The sequence below is a fragment of the Bacillus sp. F2HM genome, assembly GCF_019266135.1.
Classification (GTDB): Bacteria; Bacillota; Bacilli; order Bacillales; family Bacillaceae; genus Bacillus; species Bacillus safensis.
This window is the reverse complement of sequence record NZ_LRMO01000018.1, coordinates 99,334-118,851: the sequence shown is the minus strand read 5'-3', so window position 1 is coordinate 118,851 and position 19,518 is coordinate 99,334. Positions and strand designations below refer to the sequence as shown.

At 41.8% G+C, this 19,518-nt stretch carries 21 protein-coding genes; 20 read left to right on the top strand and 1 reads right to left on the bottom strand.

Annotated elements, in window-relative coordinates; all coding sequences use genetic code 11:
• Positions 1-7: 7 nt before the first annotated feature.
• From aroA to ypjB, 9 genes are all read left to right on the top strand, one after another.
• Positions 8-1,294 carry a 3-phosphoshikimate 1-carboxyvinyltransferase gene (gene aroA / locus AWT60_RS11820; protein ID WP_163115408.1) on the top strand — a complete coding sequence of 429 codons (1,287 nt, stop codon included), beginning with the start codon at positions 8-10 and terminating at the stop codon, positions 1,292-1,294.
• A gap of 280 nt (positions 1,295-1,574) precedes the next feature.
• Complete coding sequence (locus AWT60_RS11815) at positions 1,575-2,846, top strand: tetratricopeptide repeat protein (protein ID WP_024428100.1); 1,272 nt, start codon at positions 1,575-1,577, stop codon at positions 2,844-2,846.
• Between the two features lie 75 nt (positions 2,847-2,921).
• Entirely contained in the window at positions 2,922-3,461 is a 540-nt protein-coding gene (locus AWT60_RS11810) for a ReoY family proteolytic degradation factor (protein WP_008344562.1), read from the top strand.
• 61 nt (positions 3,462-3,522) lie between these two features.
• Entirely contained in the window at positions 3,523-3,969 is a 447-nt protein-coding gene (locus AWT60_RS11805; RefSeq protein WP_218677293.1) for a YpiF family protein, read from the top strand.
• 144 nt (positions 3,970-4,113) lie between these two features.
• Positions 4,114-4,620, top strand: a complete 507-nt coding sequence (locus AWT60_RS11800; protein ID WP_007500911.1) for a ubiquinol-cytochrome c reductase iron-sulfur subunit — start codon at positions 4,114-4,116, stop codon at positions 4,618-4,620.
• A gap of 2 nt (positions 4,621-4,622) precedes the next feature.
• Positions 4,623-5,297 (top strand): menaquinol-cytochrome c reductase cytochrome b subunit, encoded by a 675-nt coding sequence (qcrB, locus tag AWT60_RS11795; protein ID WP_003215804.1) that lies wholly within the window; start codon positions 4,623-4,625, stop codon positions 5,295-5,297.
• Positions 5,298-5,338: 41 nt separating this feature from the next.
• Positions 5,339-6,106, top strand: coding sequence for a menaquinol-cytochrome c reductase cytochrome b/c subunit (locus AWT60_RS11790; RefSeq protein WP_024422792.1), 768 nt, complete (start codon positions 5,339-5,341; stop codon positions 6,104-6,106).
• A 100-nt stretch (positions 6,107-6,206) separates the two neighbouring features.
• Entirely contained in the window at positions 6,207-6,800 is a 594-nt protein-coding gene (gene lhaT / locus AWT60_RS11785) for a lipoprotein heptaprenylglyceryl N-acetyltransferase LhaT (RefSeq protein ID WP_024428102.1), read from the top strand.
• Positions 6,801-6,865: 65 nt separating this feature from the next.
• Positions 6,866-7,669, top strand: a complete 804-nt coding sequence (gene ypjB / locus AWT60_RS11780) for a sporulation protein YpjB (RefSeq protein WP_041109608.1) — start codon at positions 6,866-6,868, stop codon at positions 7,667-7,669.
• A gap of 30 nt (positions 7,670-7,699) precedes the next feature.
• Here the strand turns inward: ypjB and AWT60_RS11775 are convergent, their stop codons facing one another.
• Positions 7,700-8,572 carry a YitT family protein gene (locus AWT60_RS11775; protein WP_024422789.1) on the bottom strand — a complete coding sequence of 291 codons (873 nt, stop codon included), beginning with the start codon at positions 8,570-8,572 and terminating at the stop codon, positions 7,700-7,702.
• A gap of 137 nt (positions 8,573-8,709) precedes the next feature.
• Here AWT60_RS11775 and AWT60_RS11770 point away from each other — a divergent pair, with 137 nt between their 5' ends.
• From AWT60_RS11770 to dinG, 11 genes are all read left to right on the top strand, one after another.
• The gene (locus tag AWT60_RS11770; protein ID WP_024422788.1) at positions 8,710-9,045 is read left to right on the top strand and encodes a nucleotide pyrophosphohydrolase; all 336 of its coding nucleotides are present in this window, start codon (positions 8,710-8,712) and stop codon (positions 9,043-9,045) included.
• Between the two features lie 5 nt (positions 9,046-9,050).
• Positions 9,051-9,854: a 4-hydroxy-tetrahydrodipicolinate reductase gene (dapB, locus tag AWT60_RS11765; RefSeq protein ID WP_041109607.1), complete on the top strand. Its 804-nt coding sequence runs from the start codon at positions 9,051-9,053 to the stop codon at positions 9,852-9,854.
• Between the two features lie 17 nt (positions 9,855-9,871).
• Complete coding sequence (gene mgsA, locus AWT60_RS11760) at positions 9,872-10,291, top strand: methylglyoxal synthase (RefSeq protein ID WP_024422786.1); 420 nt, start codon at positions 9,872-9,874, stop codon at positions 10,289-10,291.
• Positions 10,278-10,982, top strand: coding sequence for a bacillithiol biosynthesis deacetylase BshB1 (gene bshB1, locus AWT60_RS11755; protein WP_024422785.1), 705 nt, complete (start codon positions 10,278-10,280; stop codon positions 10,980-10,982). Before mgsA ends, bshB1 begins: the two co-directional genes overlap by 14 nt.
• 2 nt (positions 10,983-10,984) lie before the next feature.
• Positions 10,985-12,130, top strand: a complete 1,146-nt coding sequence (gene bshA / locus AWT60_RS11750; protein WP_041109605.1) for an N-acetyl-alpha-D-glucosaminyl L-malate synthase BshA — start codon at positions 10,985-10,987, stop codon at positions 12,128-12,130.
• Positions 12,123-13,325 (top strand): CCA tRNA nucleotidyltransferase, encoded by a 1,203-nt coding sequence (locus AWT60_RS11745; RefSeq protein WP_041109604.1) that lies wholly within the window; start codon positions 12,123-12,125, stop codon positions 13,323-13,325. The genes bshA and AWT60_RS11745 overlap by 8 nt, the downstream gene beginning before the upstream one ends.
• Complete coding sequence (locus tag AWT60_RS11740) at positions 13,298-14,281, top strand: biotin--[acetyl-CoA-carboxylase] ligase (RefSeq protein ID WP_218677292.1); 984 nt, start codon at positions 13,298-13,300, stop codon at positions 14,279-14,281. The genes AWT60_RS11745 and AWT60_RS11740 overlap by 28 nt, the downstream gene beginning before the upstream one ends.
• 197 nt (positions 14,282-14,478) lie before the next feature.
• Positions 14,479-15,318 (top strand): 3-methyl-2-oxobutanoate hydroxymethyltransferase, encoded by an 840-nt coding sequence (gene panB, locus AWT60_RS11735; protein ID WP_024422781.1) that lies wholly within the window; start codon positions 14,479-14,481, stop codon positions 15,316-15,318.
• Entirely contained in the window at positions 15,315-16,181 is an 867-nt protein-coding gene (panC, locus tag AWT60_RS11730; RefSeq protein ID WP_041109602.1) for a pantoate--beta-alanine ligase, read from the top strand. The genes panB and panC overlap by 4 nt, the downstream gene beginning before the upstream one ends.
• Positions 16,174-16,557: an aspartate 1-decarboxylase gene (panD, locus tag AWT60_RS11725; RefSeq protein WP_024422780.1), complete on the top strand. Its 384-nt coding sequence runs from the start codon at positions 16,174-16,176 to the stop codon at positions 16,555-16,557. The genes panC and panD overlap by 8 nt, the downstream gene beginning before the upstream one ends.
• A gap of 114 nt (positions 16,558-16,671) precedes the next feature.
• Entirely contained in the window at positions 16,672-19,464 is a 2,793-nt protein-coding gene (dinG, locus tag AWT60_RS11720) for an ATP-dependent DNA helicase DinG (RefSeq protein WP_041109600.1), read from the top strand.
• The last annotated feature ends 54 nt before the right edge of the window (positions 19,465-19,518 follow it).

The following is a 19,518-nucleotide window of genomic DNA, read 5'->3' as shown; positions in this document are numbered from 1 at the left end:
GACAAACATGAAAATTCATAAAAATGCTCCTATGAATGGAGAAATTCATATCCCAGGTGATAAATCTATTTCACATAGATCAGTGATGTTTGGTGCAATTGCTGAAGGTACCACAGTAGTGAAAAACTTTCTTCCTGGAGCTGACTGTTTAAGTACGATTGATTGCTTTAGAAAGATGGGCGTTGAAATTGAACAAAAAGGGACAGATGTTGTCATTCATGGTAAAGGACTGAAAGAGCTCAAGGAGCCGTCTGACATTCTCGATGTTGGTAATTCTGGTACAACCATTCGATTAATGATGGGAATATTAGCTGGTTGTGAGTTTCACAGTACACTAATTGGTGATGAGAGTATTGCCAAAAGACCCATGAAACGTGTGACGGGTCCCCTTAAACAACTAGGAGCCAAAATAGACGGCAGAGCAAATGGCGAGTATACACCACTGTCTATTCGTGGCGGTCATTTAAAAGGCATCTCTTATGAGTCCCCGGTGGCAAGTGCACAAATAAAGTCGGCTGTCCTTTTAGCTGGGCTGCAAGCAGAGGGTACAACAACATTAACTGAACCACATAAGTCAAGAGATCATACAGAAAGAATGCTCTCTATGTTTGGTGTAAAACTAGATGAAGATGAACAAAGTGTATCCATTGAAGGCGGCCAGACATTAACAGCAACAGATATATTTGTTCCTGGAGACATCTCTTCAGCTGCATTTTTCCTTGTAGCTGGATCAATCGTTTCTAACAGCCGGATTGTCTTAAAAAATGTCGGGCTAAACAAAACAAGAACAGGTATTATTGATGTGCTGAAACTTATGGGTGCAAATCTTGAAATCAATGAAGTAGATGCCAAAGGCGGAGAACCGTATGGTGATTTAACGATTTCTACTTCATCATTAAAAGGGATTGAAATTTCTGGTGACATGATTTCAAGACTCATCGATGAAATTCCGATTATTGCGCTTCTTGCGACCCAAGCAGAAGGAACAACGATCATTAAAGATGCTGCTGAGTTAAAAGTTAAAGAAACCAATCGAATTGATACAGTCGTATCAGAACTTAAAAAACTCGGTGCTGATATTGAAGCAACAGATGATGGTATGAAGATTCATGGTAAAACTACGCTTCAAGGCGGCGCAGTCGTCTCAAGCTACGGAGATCACCGTATCGGTATGATGCTGGGAATTGCCGCATGTGTGACAAATCAAGCCATTGAGATTGAAGATACAGATGCTGTTCGTGTCTCATACCCGAATTTCTTTGAACACATTGAATATTTAACGAAAACAGTCTGAGGAGGTCCTCAGGCTTTTTCTTTCCTTTTGCATATTTGTCAGAAATATAGCATAGCTTGTCTCAAGGTGAAACCTTGAAAAAAAACATTTTGTCCGATAAAAATAGTGTCTGCAGTTTACAAATCATCAGTTTCGTATAGGATGAAATGAAAAACAGTCTTTAAAACACAAAAATGGGTTCATTTTAAAAGAGCAACATATTTGCTGGATGTGTACCTGTCGATTATGATATGAAGTAACAATAGTTTAGGTTTTTGGAAACAGAAAGGAACGGTTTGATTTGAATAGTTCATTACAAGAAGCCATAAAATTAGTTGAGGCGGGTGAGACTGAAAAAGGACTCCAAACACTTGCTCAAGCAGAGAAGCATTTGCATGATGAAGAAAAGGCGCAAGCGGCTCAATTATATTATGATTGGGGAGATATCGATAAAGCACGGAATCTCATCAGTGATTTACATGATTTATATCCAGAGGAAACAGGTTTAACGTGTTTTTATGCAGAGCTGTTGATTGACTCTGATGAAGAAGAGAAGGCAATTTCAGTATTAGAAACGATTCCTGAAGATGATGATGCGTACCCAGAGAGTTTATTGTTAATGGCAGATTTGTATCAAATGCAAGGACTATTTGAAGTCAGTGAACAAAAGCTTTTAAAAGCGAAAGAACTACTTCCGAATGAAGCCATCATCGATTTTGCATTAGGTGAGTTGTATTTTTCTCAAGGCCTTTCAAAGAAAGCGGCTGATTATTTCTACAAAGTGGCAGATCAACAGCATGAGGTTGGCGGTGTCAATGTGTATCAGCGGCTCGCTGAATCGCTCAGCACAGCTGGAGAATTTGAGGATGCACTTGAATGGTACGAAAAGGCAGTAAAAGATCAAGCAGACCCGAATACTCTTTTTGGCTACGGATTTACAGCAATGAGGGCTGGCAGAACGAAAACAGCCATTCAGCAGCTTACAGAACTGAAAGATATTGATCCGTCCTATTCGTCACTATATATGCCTTTAGCGAAAAGTTATGAGGAAGAAGGACTATATCACGAGGCTTTAGAAGTAGTAAAAGAGGGTATTAAAGTTGATGAGTATAACAAAGAATTATATTTATATGGTGCCAAGATTGATTTGAAAAATGGGGATTCAGAAGATGCGAAAAAACTGCTTCAAGAAGCACTTGCTCTCGATCCGGGTTATATTGAAGCAGTTCAAACATTGCTGGCGATCTATTTAAATGAAGAGCTGTTTGATGAAATTCTGGATGTTATTAAAGAGGTTAAAAGCTTTGGGGAAGATGATCCAAAATGGAATTGGTATGCTGCATCTGCTTCTGTCGGGCGAGAAGAATACAAAGAAGCTGCCGAGTATTTCAAGCTTGCCCTGCCTGATTTTGATGAGGAGCGTGACTTTTTATATGAATACGCTTCGTTCCTTTTAGAAGAGGGCAGACAAAAAGAAGCATTGCCGTTATTACGCAAAGTTCTAGAGAAAGATGGTACGAATGAAGAAATTGAAGAAACCATTTTAAGAATTGAAGACGAAATTTCCTTATAGTTTGCAGGAATGAAGAACTGGTTTGTTGAATAATTCATGTATAGCAATTTAATTTACGATAGAGGAGGGAATAACATGCAGACCCCTGTTTCTGTCAATGAAAAAAAGGAATTTATCCGGTGGTTCTTAAACCATTATCAGCTAAAGCGAAGAGAATGTGTTTGGATATTAAATTATTTAATGAGTCACGACTCTTTGATGGAAAAGGTTCATTTTGTAGAGCAAGCAGAATTTTGCCCAAGGGGAATCATCATGTCAACACACTGTGTGGATGAAGTTCCCTTTAGATTTTATAAAGAAAACATCATGACGACAGATGCTGAAAAGTCATTTCATGATATTCGTTTGAATAAACAGCAGGATTTGTTTATTCAATTGAATTTCCGTTCTGCTTATCGTTCGCCGGAATATGCAGCTGTTCTTGAAACAAATCCTCATATTCCAAAGGATCTTTATGAGAACGAAAAAGATAAGGATCTTGCTGAGAAAGTGCTTGAGCACTCAATCGCAACTTTCCAAAAAGAACGGCTCATGAAAGAGATAGATGAAGCACTTGACCGTCATGATCAAGAAACATTTAATAAGCTGGCAAAAGAATTAAGCCTATTGTCATAAACTGAACGAATAAGCCTTGCCCTATACAGGCAGGGCTTATGTCATGAAAGAGGGGAATTTGATGAGGTTTCAATCAGAGGATGCGGATCGCTTTTTGCAATCTAAAGCTTACATTGATACCGCTATCATTCCATTAGTTGGGATTGATGCGGATCAAATGAAACAAACCGTGTCTTTAGGAGAGTTTACTATTCTTGTAGCAGATGAACTTGAAAGACAGTTAAAAGGGCGGGTTTTTCTTTTTCCGCCACATACATATTTGGAAGTGAGTGACCGGAAACCAGAAGACATACTCACAATGAAGCAGTCGCTCAAAGATCATTTTCAGCATGTCATATTGATCACATCTGATCACAAGTGGAAAGAGCATGGTGAGATCAGTGAATCGCTATTTTTGCTCAAGCCGGTTCCGCTGGAGCATTTGAAGGTTGAATTAAAGCAAAAAGTCATTCAAGACAGTGTAGAACAAATTTTGAACTTTTTGTTACAAAAATGGAACCCTTCATAAAAACCCTTACATTTGCATTGTACATAGCTTTTTAGGATGTTGACCTTGTGAATAGATTGATATATTATGAGGGTGTCCTAGTTTTATGAAATTTTTTCTAATTCAGTTATAAAGTAGCTGACGACCTGAGGGGGGGAGAAAAAAATGAGCGAGAAGAGACATGGAGTGTCCAGGCGTCAATTTTTGAATTACACGTTGACCGGCGTGGGGGGATTTATGGCCGCTGGAATGCTCATGCCTATGGTTCGCTTTGCGCTTGACCCTGTGCTAAAAGGAACAGAGGATCAGGATATGGTTCAAGTTGTCAGTGTAGATGAATTGACAAAGGAACCGAAGCGCTTTGACTTTAAAATTGATCAAGTAGATGCATGGTACGAGTCAAAGGAATCTAGGTCAGCATGGGTGTACAAAGAAGGGGATGAAATTGTCGCTTTATCGCCAATTTGTAAACATTTAGGATGTACAGTGAACTGGAACAGTGATCCGAAAAATCCAAACAAATTTTTCTGCCCGTGCCATTATGGGCTGTACGACAAGGATGGTACAAACGTACCCGGAACTCCACCGCTTGCACCGCTTGACCATTATAAGCAGCAAGTGAAGGACGGATACCTCTATCTTGGAAAAGCTGTGCCGAAAGGGGAAGGGTAACGATGCTTAACAAGATTTACGATTGGGTAGATGAGCGGCTGGACATTACACCGATATGGAGAGATATTGCGGATCATGAGGTGCCAGAGCACGTCAACCCAGCACATCATTTCTCCGCTTTTGTGTATTGTTTTGGCGGTTTAACGTTTTTTGTGACAGTCATTCAAGTCCTTTCGGGCATGTTTTTAACGATGTATTACGTGCCGGATATTAAAAATGCCTGGGAATCTGTCTATTATTTGCAAAATGAAGTGGCATTTGGACAGATTGTCAGAGGGATGCACCACTGGGGTGCGAGTTTAGTCATTGTGATGATGTTTTTACATACGCTAAGGGTCTTTTTCCAAGGGGCGTATAAAAAGCCTAGAGAGCTGAACTGGATTGTTGGTGTGCTCATTTTCTTTGTGATGCTTGGACTTGGTTTTACAGGTTATCTTTTACCATGGGATATGAAGGCGCTGTTTGCGACGAAGGTTGGTCTTCAAATAGCAGAAGCAACACCTTTCATTGGTAAAGAGATCAAAACGCTGCTTGCAGGTCATCCTGACATTGTAGGGGCACAAACGCTGACGAGATTTTTCGCTATCCATGTCTTTTTCTTGCCAGCGGCATTATTTGGGCTGATGGCTGCCCACTTTATTATGATTCGTAAGCAAGGAATTTCTGGACCGCTATAAAATGCTGCGTTTGATGAATGTTCAATGAGGAGGGGATGACTTTGCATAGGGGAAAAGGGATGAAGTTTGTCGGAGATTCCAGAATACCGGCAGAAAGAAAACCTAACATACCTAAAGACTATTCCGAATATCCGGGAAAAACAGAAGCCTTTTGGCCGAACTTTCTTTTAAAGGAATGGCTTGTAGGTGCCGTTTTTTTAATTGGATTTCTTGTCCTAACTGTTGTTCATGCGCCTCCGCTTGAGCGGATGGCTGATCCAACAGATACTGGCTATATTCCGCTGCCAGACTGGTATTTCCTATTTTTGTACCAGTTATTAAAATATGAATTTGCTGCAGGAAACTTCACTGTCGTCGGCGCGATGATTATGCCTGGAATTGCGTTTGGTGCACTTTTGCTCGCACCATTTCTTGATTCAGGTCCAGAACGCAGACCGTATAGAAGACCAATTGCAGTCGGGATGATGATTCTTGCAGTCGGCGCAGCAACGTATTTAACGTGGGAGTCTGTTGCAACTCATGATTGGGAAGCAGCGGCAAAACAAGGTGAGATTAAGAAAGAAGCAGAGATTGATACTTCAGCTGAAGAGTATAAAATTTATCAAGAGCAGACATGTATCTCCTGCCATGGGGATAACATGCAGGGCGGAGCAGCCGGACCGTCACTCGTTGACAACGGTCTTTCGCCTGAGGAGATCGCTAAAATCGCTGTAGAAGGTAAAGGCAATATGCCGAAGGGTGTTTTTAAAGGCAGTGATGAAGAACTTGAGAAGCTCTCTAAATATTTATCTGAGGTCAAATCAAAATAATTCAGTTGTTTAAATGCAAGTACAAGGATATACTCAAAAGAGAAAAAGCTGGCGCTGTCAGCTTTTTTCTGATTTTAACAGATCGTGAGTGAAGAGACATATGAGATGGATTCAATATTTGCTAGCGACGCGCTACATGCTTGTGCTGGTGCTTATGATCAATTTCCTTGGCACTGTGTACGGCTACTATTGGTATATTCCGCAGCTCGTAGAGACACCGGCTGTCTTTTTAGCTTTTGTACCAGACAGTCCAACGGCCAGCTTTTTCTTTTTATTTGTATTACTTGCGTTTTTGATGAAACGAAATGCTCCTTATTTTGAAGCACTTGCTCTTGTGACCTTGATTAAATATGGGTTATGGGCGGTAGGAATGAATATCTTTGTGCTTTTATCTGTTGATGATTTTCCGTGGGAAGGATACATGCTGATTGGGTCTCACTTTGCGATGGCGGTTCAGGCTGTATTGTTTGCGCCGTATTATCGTTTTCAAATGCGTCATCTCGTAGTAGCCGGCATTTGGATTTTACATAACGATGTAATTGATTATGTATTTGGTATGATGCCCCGTTATTCTATGCTGTCTGCTTATTCAAACGAGATCGGCTACGTGACGTTTTGGCTAAGTATTGCGGTTCTTCTTGTTTCGTATTATCTCGTTCTATCGAAAAAATCGGTCAAGCTGGAACTCCCTTAACAATGTTGGTCTAACCTTGTCCTTTTCTTCATACGCTGTAAGGAGAAGGGCTAGGAGGGACTTGCATGAAACGAAAGCCAATCGCGATGATTCTATTATTTTTTCTCGTATTACAGCCAGCAGTTGCTAAAGGTGAGGAAACAGCTGCTAACACGCTGCAAGAATTAACGGAACTATCAGATTCCATCTTTCAATTAACGAGACAAGCTAAATATGATGAGGCGTTACAAGTCGCATTGTATGTTGAAAAGACATTTAAAGCTGAGAATTGGCGTGGAACTTTGACGAATACGCAGATTCGGCAAATTACACTTGGCTATCAAGATATGATAAAAGGGCTGCCGCAGGAAGAATTGAATGAGCGCGAAAAACTTCGTTATGCCTCTCAATTTAGAATGCTGCTTGATGCGATCCAGTCGGATTCTGAGCCTCTTTGGGGTTCGCTGGAGAAGCCTATTATGGGGTCTTTTCCTACTTTGAAAAAAGAAGTAAAAGATCCAGAATCGACGACATTTTATGAAACTTGGAATGAGCTGGTTTCTTTATACGATATGATCTATCCAAGTTTAACCATTGATATTTCGCCTGAAAAGCTGCAGACAATTAAGCAGCACATGGAAGTGATTGAGCAAGGTGAATTTTTAAAAGCATCAAGTGGGACAAAGCTTGAACGTCTCACGAAGCTGGAAGAGGATTTATCGAGTGTGTTTGCTCACGTCGATGAAGATGAAGCTGATCCATCGCTTTTATGGGTCATCTTAACAACCGGGAGTATCATTTTATTAACGTTAACGTATGTTGGATTTCGGAAATATCGTGCTGAAAAAGAAAAGAAGCAAAAACGTCAGGCTGATTATCCTAAATCATAAAAAAAGAAGCCCAAAACTGGTGCTTCTTTTTTAATGTGGATTGAGCGGCTTTTTGTGTTCATCTAATGTAAAGCCTTCACCGAGTACATCATGCACGTCACTGACAGATACAAACGCATGAGGATCGACTGAGGTCACGACGCTTTTAAGGTGGACAAGCTCGTTTTTCGGAACGACGCAATAAAGAACGTTGCGCTCCTGTTTCGTATAGGAACCGACCCCTTTTAAGATGGTGACACCGCGCTCCATTTCATCCGTGATTTTCTTTTGAATGATGTCATCTTTTTCAGAGATAATCATGGCGCCTTTGGCAGCATAAGCGCCTTCTTGCATGAAGTCAATGACCTTCGCAGCAACAAACACTGCGACAAGTGTATACATCGCTTCTTTATAATTTAAGTAGGTCAGAGAGATGGTAATGACGCATGCGTCGAAGATGAACATCGTTCGTCCCATTGCCACCTGATAATGCTTGTTGATCAGTCTTGCAATGATGTCCACACCGCCTGTTGTACCGCCGAATTTAAAGATGATTCCGAGGCCTGTTCCGATAAATACACCTGCAAAGAGGGCGGCTAAGGCTAAATCGTGCTGGAGAGGCATATGTATTTGAAAGCGCTGGAAGATGGCAAGAAAGACAGAAAGACTCACTGTTCCTACAATTGTATAAGTAAACATCGTTCTGCCGAGCATTTTCCAGCCTATAAAAAAGATCGGAATGTTTAAGACAAGGTTTGAAATAGATGGGTCAATGTGAAATAGAAAATATAAAAGCAGTGTAATACCTGTAAATCCGCCTTCCGCCAAGTTGTTCTGCATATTAAAATGAACAAGACCGAAAGAAAAAATCGCAGATCCTATTAAAATAAATACGATATTTTTAAGACGAATTTCTTTTAGCAAGAGACCACTCCTTTTTTTGCTTAGACAGCGATAATATTATATGGTATGGGAGAGAAACAAGCAAACTGAGACTTAAACATTTGTCAAATATTTATGATTTCGCTAACATGTAAGAGATGGATAGGAGGATGAGCTTCATGACGAAAGAAAAAACGCTGCGTCACGTGCAGCAAGAAGTAGATGATTACATAGGACAATTTAAAGAAGGCTATTTCAGCCCGCTTGCCATGATGGCCCGTCTGACAGAAGAATTAGGGGAGCTGGCAAGAGAGGTTAACCATTACTATGGAGAAAAGCCGAAAAAAACAACGGAAACAGAAAAAAGCATGGAAGAAGAAATTGGCGATGTTTTGTTTGTGTTAACATGCCTCGCTAATTCACTTGATATTTCACTAGAAGAAGCACATGATCGTGTGATGCATAAATTCAATACAAGAGATAAAGACCGCTGGACGAAAAAAGAAGGGAAGTAGAGACGATGACGAACGAAACCATCAAAGTAGTAATCGCTGGAGCAAGAGGAAGAATGGGGATAGAGGCTGTGAAGCTGGCGGAAGAAACAGGCCATTTTGAGCTGGTGGCAGCACTTGATCACACGCATGAAGGAAAAAAATTATCTGATGTGATTCATACGACATCTCATGCACCGATTTATACGGATATTGATGTATGTCTTTCAGAAACAGCACCAGATGTATTAATTGATCTGACAACACCAGAAATCGGGAAAGTACATACAAAAAAAGCACTTGAACATGGCGTGCGTCCAGTCGTCGGAACAACTGGATTTTCAGAAGATGACCTAAAAGAGCTTCAGCAATTAACAGAAGAAAAGGGCATAGGCTGTATTATTGCACCAAACTTTGCTGTCGGTGCGGTCTTAATGATGAAATTTGCCAAAATGGCAGCGAATTATTTTCCTGACGTTGAAATCATTGAGCTTCACCATGATAAAAAACTAGATGCCCCAAGCGGTACGGGCTTAAAAACGGCTGAAATGATTGCAGAAGTAAGAGAAAGCAAAAAGCAGGGACATCCAGAAGAGAAAGAATTGATCGAAGGGGCACGAGGAGCTGATTATGATGGTATTCGTCTGCACAGCGTGAGACTTCCTGGCATGATTGCACATCAAGAAGTGCTGTTTGGAATGGACGGACAGACGCTCACCATTCGTCATGATTCTTATAACCGTGCATCCTTTATGTCAGGCGTGAAGCTTTCAGTAGAGCAGGTCATGCACATTGATCAGCTCGTTTATGGTTTAGAAAATATCATCGACTAATAAGGAGTGGATTCCTGATGAACATTGCTTTAATCGCTCATGATAAGAAAAAAAGTGACATGATTCAGTTTACCACTGCGTACCGTGATATTTTGGCAGATCATACACTTTACGCAACAGGGACAACAGGCTTGAGAGTGAAAGAAGCGACGGGGCTTCCCATTCATCGTTTCCAATCAGGACCACTTGGGGGAGATCAGCAGATCGGTGCTTTAATTGCTGATAATGCAATGGATCTTGTGCTCTTTTTTAGAGACCCGCTAACTGCGCAGCCGCATGAACCGGATGTATCTGCACTCATCCGGCTTTGCGATGTGTATACCATTCCATTAGCCACCAATATGGGAACTGCTGAAATTTTAGTCAGGAATTTAAATAAAGGTACGTTTGATTTTCGAGATGTAGCAAAAAACGGAGGAACAAATGAAACGACTTGATATCCTTGCATTCGGTGCCCATAGCGATGATGTAGAGATCGGAATGGGCGGAACGATTGCAAAATACGTAAAAAAAGGGGCGCGCGTCGGGATTTGCGACTTGACCCAGGCCGAATTATCTTCAAATGGAACAGTAGAGAGCCGCAAAGAAGAAGCAAAAGCCGCCGCCGCTATTTTAGGTGTCAGAGCGAGAATCCAGCTCACACTGCCAGATAGAGGGCTGTATCTAAACGACGAAGCGATGAAGGAAATTGCGGGCGTGATTCGAACTTACAAACCGAAACTGATTTTCGCTCCGTACCACCAAGATCGGCATCCAGATCATGGCCATGCGGGCTCACTTGTAGAAGAGGCCGCTTTTTCTGCAGGTATACATAAATTTGAAGATTCATACAAGCAGCCAGCGCATAAAATAAGCCAAATGTATTATTACATGATTAATGGGCACCATCGTCCAGATTTTGTGATCGATATTTCTGAGGAAATGCACCAAAAAATTGATAGCTTGCATGCGTATAAAAGCCAATTTGTTAAATCGGCAAACTCAGTAGAGACGCCTCTTGTGAACGGTTATATTGATTTTGTCAAAATGAGAGAGTCTATGTATGGAAGAGAAGTCAACAAAGCTTATGCAGAAGGGTTTATCACAAAGAAACCACTTTTGTTGGACGATGACTTACTTGGGGGGTAATTATGAAAAAACTGAAGGTCGGAATTACTTGTTATCCAAGTGTCGGCGGCTCAGGCATTATAGCAACGGAGCTTGGAAAACGTTTAGCTGAAAAAGGGCACGATGTTCATTTCATTACCTCTAGCATTCCGTTTAGGCTTAATAAAGTATATCCGAATATTTATTTTCATGAGGTGGATGTGAATCAATATGCAGTTTTTCAATATCCGCCTTATGACCTTGCGCTGGCAAGTAAATTGGCAGAAGTTGCAAAACGAGAAAAGCTTGATATTATTCATGCGCATTATGCAGTCCCGCACGCTGTCTGTGCGTTTCTAGCCAAACAAATGACTGGACACTCTGTGAAAGTCGTTACGACGCTTCATGGAACGGATATTACGGTTTTAGGCTATGATCCATCATTAAAGGAAGTGATTCGGTTCGCCATCGAATCATCGGACCGCGTAACAGCGGTGTCGCATTCATTAGCTGCGCAGACATACGATCTCATCAAACCAGATAAAAAAATTGATACGATTCATAATTTTGTTGATGAACGGGTGTATTTGCGTGAAGATCACGATTTGCTAAAGACACATTATGGTCTTTTACCGAACGAAAAGGTCATCATCCATGTATCAAACTTTCGAAAGGTGAAACGGGTGCATGATGTGATTCATGTGTTTCAAAAGATTTCTGAACAGGTGCAGGCAAAGCTGCTGCTCATTGGTGATGGTCCTGAGAAATCGGTTGTATGCGAACTCGTGAAAAAATTAGGACTGACAGACCGCGTATTGTTTTTAGGCAAGCAAGAGAAGGTTGAGGAGCTATATTCAATAAGTGATTTGAAACTGCTTCTTTCAGAGAAGGAGAGCTTTGGGCTTGTGCTTCTTGAAGCAATGGCGTGCGGTGTCCCTTGTATCGGTACGGATGTCGGTGGTATTCCAGAGGTGATTACACATGGAGAAACAGGGTTTCTTGTCCCGCTCGGCGATATAGACGGAGCAGCAAAGCACGCAGTGTCTCTGCTGAAAGACGAAGCGCTTCATGAAAAAGTGTCAGCGGCAGCTCAGTCTAGTGTTCAGGCTCATTTCTCTTCTGATAAGATTGTGAGTGAATATGAGAAGCTTTACCTAGAATTGATCGAAGGTGATGATGAAGATGAATGAACCATTCACACATGCGATCCCTATATTACATACACTGCACGAACATGGGCATCAGGCTTACTTTGTCGGCGGAGCGGTGAGAGATGTTCTATTAGGACGGGAAATCGGTGATATCGATATTGCGACAGATGCAACACCTGATAAGGTTGAGTCTTTATTTGAAAAAACAGTAGATGTCGGTAAGGAGCATGGCACTGTCATTGTGTTGCATGATGGTGTCAGCTATGAGGTCACGACGTTTCGAACGGAATCAGAATATGAAGATTTTCGCAGACCGAAAGAAGTGGCGTTTATCACGTCGCTTAAGGAAGATCTTTTAAGAAGAGATTTAACGATTAATGCGATGGCCATGGATATAAATGGGGAAATTATTGATCATGTAGGTGGTAAACAGGATATTAAGCGGAAACGAATTCAAACTGTTGGAGATCCTGCGTGCCGCTTTCAAGAAGATGCGCTTCGCATGATGAGAGCTGTCCGTTTTTTAAGCCAGCTTGGCTTTGAACTCGCTGATGAAACGGCTGAAGCTATGAAAAAGGATAAGCATCTGCTTGCCAACATATCAGTTGAGCGCAAAAAGATTGAAATGGAGAAGCTTTTAAAAGGCCGTCATTGTGAGCAGGCCATTCAAGTACTCATTTCAACCAAATTACATGAAGAATTGCCAGGTCTCAAAGAGGAGCGTCTTCATGAATCCTTTCAAGCCTTTCCATATTACTTACTGGATGGACTAGAAGAGGTATGGGGGGCTTGCATCCATTTGCTCGGCCTAGATGAAGCGGAGGCTGCGGCCTTCTTAAAAGAATGGAAGCTGTCAACCAAGCTTTTGAAAGAAGCAGTAGCCATTAGTAAATACGTTGATTGTGACTGGGATGCGGAAAACATGTTTGAAGCTGGTGAACACGTGCTCTTATCTAGTTTGAAGATCACACAGCTAAAACATGAGCGCCGCATTTTCTTTGATGAGCTGGAGGCAGCGAAGCGTTCTTATGATGCACTGCCGATTAAAAAGCTCCAAGACCTCGCTGTTTCAGGAAAAGATTTAATGGCATTTCGGCAAAAGTCGTCTGGGAAATGGATTGCAGAGGAGCTCAATTTTGTGAAAAAAGCCGTTTTGCAAAACCGTTTAGAAAACCGAAAAGAAGCCATAGAGGAGTGGCTTATAGCATGCGATCCGCAATTAGAAAACGATTAATTGAACTATTTACAGCATCCAGCCAGGATTTTGTCTCAAGTCAGCAGATTTGTGATGAACTTGGCTGCTCCCGAACAGCTGTGTGGAAGCATATGGAGGACTTGCGAAAAGAGGGGTATGAGGTAGAAGCAGTTAGAAGAAAAGGATACCGTCTGCTTCGTAAACCGGACAAAATTAGTGAGGACGAAATTCTGTTTGGTCTGGAAACAGAGAGCTTCGGCAGGCATATTTACTTTCAGAAAGAAGTCGCTTCAACTCAGCTGATTGCCCATGATCTTGTCAATGAAGGTGCGCCCCACGGCACAATCGTTGTCAGCGATCATCAGACAAACGGAAAAGGGCGTCTTCAAAGAACGTGGCATTCACCATACGGGACAGGCATTTGGATGAGTCTTATTCTCCGGCCTGAGATCCCGCTGCATAAAGCGCCGCAAATGACGATTTTGGCATCTGTAGCCATCGCAGAAGCGATTGCGCAGCAAACGGGACTCAATCCATCTATTAAATGGCCAAACGATATTTTGTTGAATGGAAAAAAGGTCGTTGGCATTCTGACTGAATTAAAAGCAGAAGCTGATCAGGTTCATGCGGTCATTATTGGGCCGGGCATTAATGTGAACCAAACAGCTGATGACTTCCCAGATGAACTAAAGGATGTCGCCACAAGTCTGCGAATGGAACTGAATGAAAAAGTGGATCGGGCTGCACTCATACAACAGATGATGTCCACTTTTGAAAAAAGGTATGACGATTACATGAAGCAAGGATTTGCGCCGATTAAACAATTATGGGAATCGTTTGCGATGACGATCGGTCAACATATTGTTGCCCGCACCGTCAATGGGCAATATACGGGGAAGGCGCTTGGCATCAATGAAGAAGGTGTGTTATTGCTTGAAACGGAGGACGGTATCCAAAAAATCTACTCCGCAGACATTGAGATCAAGTCAACTTGAGTGGAACACCCGGCACATTTTTGATATACTTCGTGTGGGCAGTATCTGCAAAGAACTGTACCTGTTAGGAAGAAAAATTCGATAAATTTCTGCCTTGATCCTAAGGGACTTGGACAGAGGGATGATTCGCCGCACATGAGAAATCAAAGCATGTGATGTGAGGCAAGCCATCTCCTCTCCAGAATGAGGAGGAACAAATGAAGACAAAGCTAGATTTTTTCAAAATGAAAGAACAAAACGAACCTATTGTGATGCTGACCGCATACGACTATCCAGCTGCAAAACAAGCGGAAAAAGCGGAAGTCGACATGATCTTAGTTGGTGATTCACTTGGGATGGTTGTACTTGGACTAGATTCCACAGTTCAAGTCACGATGGATGATATGATCCATCATACAAAAGCAGTGAAAAGAGGCGCAAAGGACACATTTGTTGTGACTGATATGCCATTTATGTCTTACCATTATTCGTTAGAAGAAACAATGAAAAATGCAGCACGCATCATGCAAGAAAGTGGTGCCGATGCCTTAAAGCTAGAAGGCGGAGATGGAGTATTTGAATCCATTCAAGCTCTAACAAGAGGCGGAATTCCTGTCGTCAGTCATTTAGGCCTCACACCTCAATCAGTTGGTGTACTTGGCGGGTATAAAGTGCAAGGAAAAGACCACGAAAGTGCTCAAAAATTGATTGAAGACAGCTTGAAATGTGAGGAAGCCGGTGCAATCGCACTTGTGCTGGAATGCGTACCTGGTGAACTGACAAAACGAATTACCGACATGCTGAAGATTCCTGTGATCGGAATTGGTGCAGGAGCTGAGGCAGACGGACAAGTTCTCGTTTACCATGATGTGGTAGGATACGGGGTGTCTAGAACACCTAAGTTTGTGAAACAATACGCGCAAATTGATACTGTTTTAGAAGAAGCGCTCATTCAATATACAAAAGAAGTAAAAGCACGCACATTTCCAGAGGACATGCATACGTTTCATATCAAAGAAGAAGTCCTTGATGGCTTATATGGGGGAATCAAAAAATGAACGTTGTCACCCATATTCACGAGCTAAAAGAATTAATCAAGCAGCATCAAGAAAAGCAGCATTCCATCGGCTTTGTCCCGACGATGGGCTTTCTTCATGAAGGACATCTGACGCTTGCGAAAGAGGCAAGAGGACAAAATGACATTGTCGTGATGAGTATTTTTGTCAATCCGTTGCAATTCGGACCAAATGAAGACTTTGAATCCTACCCAAGGGATATGGAAAGAGACCAACGTCTGGCAGAAGCAGCAGGGGTGGATATTTTATTTACACCTGATGTGAAGGAAATGTACCAAAATGAACCATCTATTACGATGACGGTTCAAAAGCGGACAGATGTCTTATGCGGAAAAAAACGTCCAGGACATTTTGACGGTGTTGTCACTGTGCTCACAAAGCTGTTTCATCTTGTGTCACCAACAAATGTCTACTTTGGTCTAAAGGATGCACAGCAAGTCGCTGTGATCGATGCGATGATCAAGGATTTCTTCTTTGATCTTCACCTTGTATCTGTACCGACAGTCAGAGAAGAAGACGGTTTAGCGAAAAGCTCAAGGAATGTGTACTTGTCAGAAAAAGAAAGACAAGAAGCACCCGCTTTATACCGCGCATTAAAAAAAGGACGGTCAGCTGTTGAAAACGGTGAACGTGATGTCAGTCGTGTGTATCAGCTGATTGAAGAGGAACTTGTTCAGACGTGCGGAGAAATAGATTATATTGAGATCTATTCATATCCAGAACTTGAGCCGCTTCAGCAGTTAGCAGGTCAAGTCATTATGGCGATTGCGGTGAAATTCTCACGGGCAAGACTGATTGATAATGTGATTTTCCATGTTCCTGAAAGCGGTGAAAAACATGTATAGAACCTTTATGACATCTAAGCTTCATAAAGCAACGGTAACAGAAGCAAACTTACATTATGTAGGAAGTATTACAATTGACGAAGATTTACTTGATGCGGCAGGTATGATGGCAAATGAGAAAGTACAAATTGTCAATAATCATAATGGCGCGAGACTTGAAACATATATTATTCCCGGCGAAAGAAAGAGCGGTGTCATTTGTCTAAATGGGGCGGCGGCGAGACTCGTTCAGCCAGGGGATGAAGTCATTATTATCGCTTATGGGATGCTGTCAGAAGAAGAAGCTAAGACACATACACCAAAAGTGGTCGTGTTAAATAAACAAAATCAAATTGAACAAATGATTGGGCAAGAGCCTGCGAGAACGATTTTATAACGCAGGCTCCGTGGAAACAGAACAGTTTCAGGAAGAGAGGCTGTTCTGTTTCATCTATTTTGTCCAGAGCGTGTTTCACTTCAGGGTGAAACGAGGAATTGAGGTGTCCATTTTATGACCGATCAAAGGTTTGTTGTCGTTGATATTGAAACCACCGGGAATTCACCTAAAAAGGGTGATAAAATCATTCAAATAGCTGCGGTGGTCATTGAAAATGGACAAATTGTCGAACGGTATTCAAAATATGTGAACCCGGGAAAAGCAATCCCTGGATTTATTGAACAGCTGACAGGCATTCAGCAGCACATGGTTGACGATGCGGTGTTTTTTGAGGACATTGCCCAAGAGGTGTATGATCTCATACAGGGTGCTTATTTTGTTGCGCACAATGTTCATTTTGACTTGAATTTTTTAAATGATGAACTAAAAGCATGCGGGAAACATGAGCTGGATGTGCTAGCAATTGATACAGTTGAGATCTCTAGAATTCTTTATCCTGAGCTTGAAGGTTATAAGCTCACTGAATTAAGTGAAGAGCTCATGCTTCCACATGACCACCCGCATAGGGCGGATAGTGATGCGGAAGTTACTGCCATGTTATTTTTAACTTTATTACATCAATTAAAACATACACCGAAAAATGTGCTGAAGCAGCTGCGCAGATTATCCTCTTATCTCCTAAGTGATATAGGACTTTTAATTAAGCAGCTTGAAACGAGCCATGCTAGCCGGGAAGATTCTTTGGTGGAAGTCGGCTCTTTTGCTGTAAAAGATGTCACCAATCCTATCAGCAGGGCGACACATTCAGTAGGTGAAGATGATGAACAGCTGTTTGAGGAGATCAAAAAGAAGCTTCCGCAAACGGTAGAAGGCTATGAGGTAAGAGAAGGCCAGCTTACGATGATGAATAAAGTGAGAGACGTGTTTCATGAAAGAGCCTATGCATTAATTGAAGCGGCACCGGGTATTGGGAAAACGCTCGCTTACCTCATCCCAGCTGCTCTAGAAGCGAGGAAATCAGGAAAACCTGTCATTATTAGTACATATTCCATACTTTTGCAGCAGCAAATGCTTCAGCGCGATGTGCCGATGTTGAATCAATTGCTCCCGTTTGAGCCTGCTGCCTGTGTATTTAAAGGTCGGGCGCATTATATTTGTTTAGATAAGTTTGAGCATGTGCTTCATGAGGAAGATGATAACTATGATGTCGTCTTAACGAAGGCGCAAATTTTAATGTGGCTCCTTGTAACAGAAACAGGTGATTTATCTGAACTGAATTTACCGTCAGGAGCTGCCAATATAAAAGACCGCATTTCCTGTGTGCATATGCCGTTTACATCGAAAAAGCGCCGTTTTAAAGAGTATTGCTTTTATGAGCGCGCCAAAAAAAGGGCAAAAACAGCTGATTTAATTTTAACGAATCATCGTCTGCTCTTATCACAAACGGAGGCATCGTCTATCTTTCAGCATGCTGACGTATATGTGATAGACGAAGCCCATCAATTTGAGAAAACAGCCAATGAAACATTAGGGGATAGTGCGTCTTATATCCAGCTTCACGCGAAATTAACGCAGCTTGGCTCCTTGCAAGGCGGACTGTTAAAGAAACTGAAAAAGAGATTTCATCATGCAGGGTTACAGACAGACACCTTTATTGAAATGGATGAGTATCTCAATCAGCTTCAAATGGAAAGTGACGCTTTCTTTAGCACCGTCCATTCATTTGTGAAAAGGACAAAACCAAAAGCCGACATCAATCGTCTCATTCATAGAGTACGTCATCATTCAAAGCATGCTCAGTGGAAACGGATTAAAGAAACGGCAAGTAAGCTTTGTTCCTTGTTAATTGCTTGTGAGAAGCTGTATGAACAGCAAAAAAACGAGCTTCTTCAAAAAAGTGATCAGCTGACAGAACACTTTGCCTTTGAAGCAGAGGAATACGACCAAGTCATGTCGTTTATGCATACTTTTTGCAGTACACTGTACCGGTTTATCTTTGAACCGAAAAACGATGAAACAGTTTGGATTGAAATTGATGCAAAAGGTGCCAAAAACGCTGTCTTTATGCATGCACAGCCGTTAGATACTGGGGAGCTTTTGGCTGATCGTTTCTTTATGAACAAAAAGAGTGTTGTCCTCACATCAGGGACACTCACCATCAATCACCGCTTTGATTATTGCTTGGAACGGTTTGGCCTGCAAGATTTTTACCCTCATCTTGTGCAAATTGATTCACCTTTTGAACTTGAAAAACAGCTTAAGGTCATTGTTCCAGCAGACATGCCGCCGATTACAAACCGTGATGAACGAGATTATGTAAAGCAGGCTGCGCAATATATTAAGGTTATGGAAAAGCAGCAGCATGCAAAAATATTGGTTTTGTTTAATTCACATGAGATGTTAAAAGCAGTCTATGAAGAGCTAAAAACAGAAGGGATGCAGTCCGCCCTTTTTGCTCAAGGTCTGACAGGCGGAAGCCCCGTAAAATTAACGAAAATGTTCAAATTAGCAAAACAAGCCATTTTACTTGGTACGGGTAGTTTTTGGGAAGGTGTTGATTTTCCGGGTTCAGAGCTGACAACAGTCATCATGGCACGTCTTCCGTTCAGGCCGCCTGATTCTCCTCTCATTGAAGCCAAATGTGATGCAGCAAAAAAACAAGGGAAGAATCCGTTTAAAGCCGTCGCTTTACCAGAAGCTGTGTTAACCTTTAAGCAAGGAGCTGGACGCTTGCTGCGCTCTGAAAAAGACATAGGCACATTGCTAATTTTAGACCGCCGAGTGAAAACCGCTTCATATGGAAAACTATTTTTAGAATCACTCCCTCATGCGCCGGTTCACGAGATGTCAAAAGAGTCACTTGAGGCGTATATAGAAAACCTTAACAACGAAAAGCCGCTGTCATAAGCGGCCTTTAGCTGGTGTGGGTTTGGAGTTAATTTATCGTAACGGCTTTTTGTG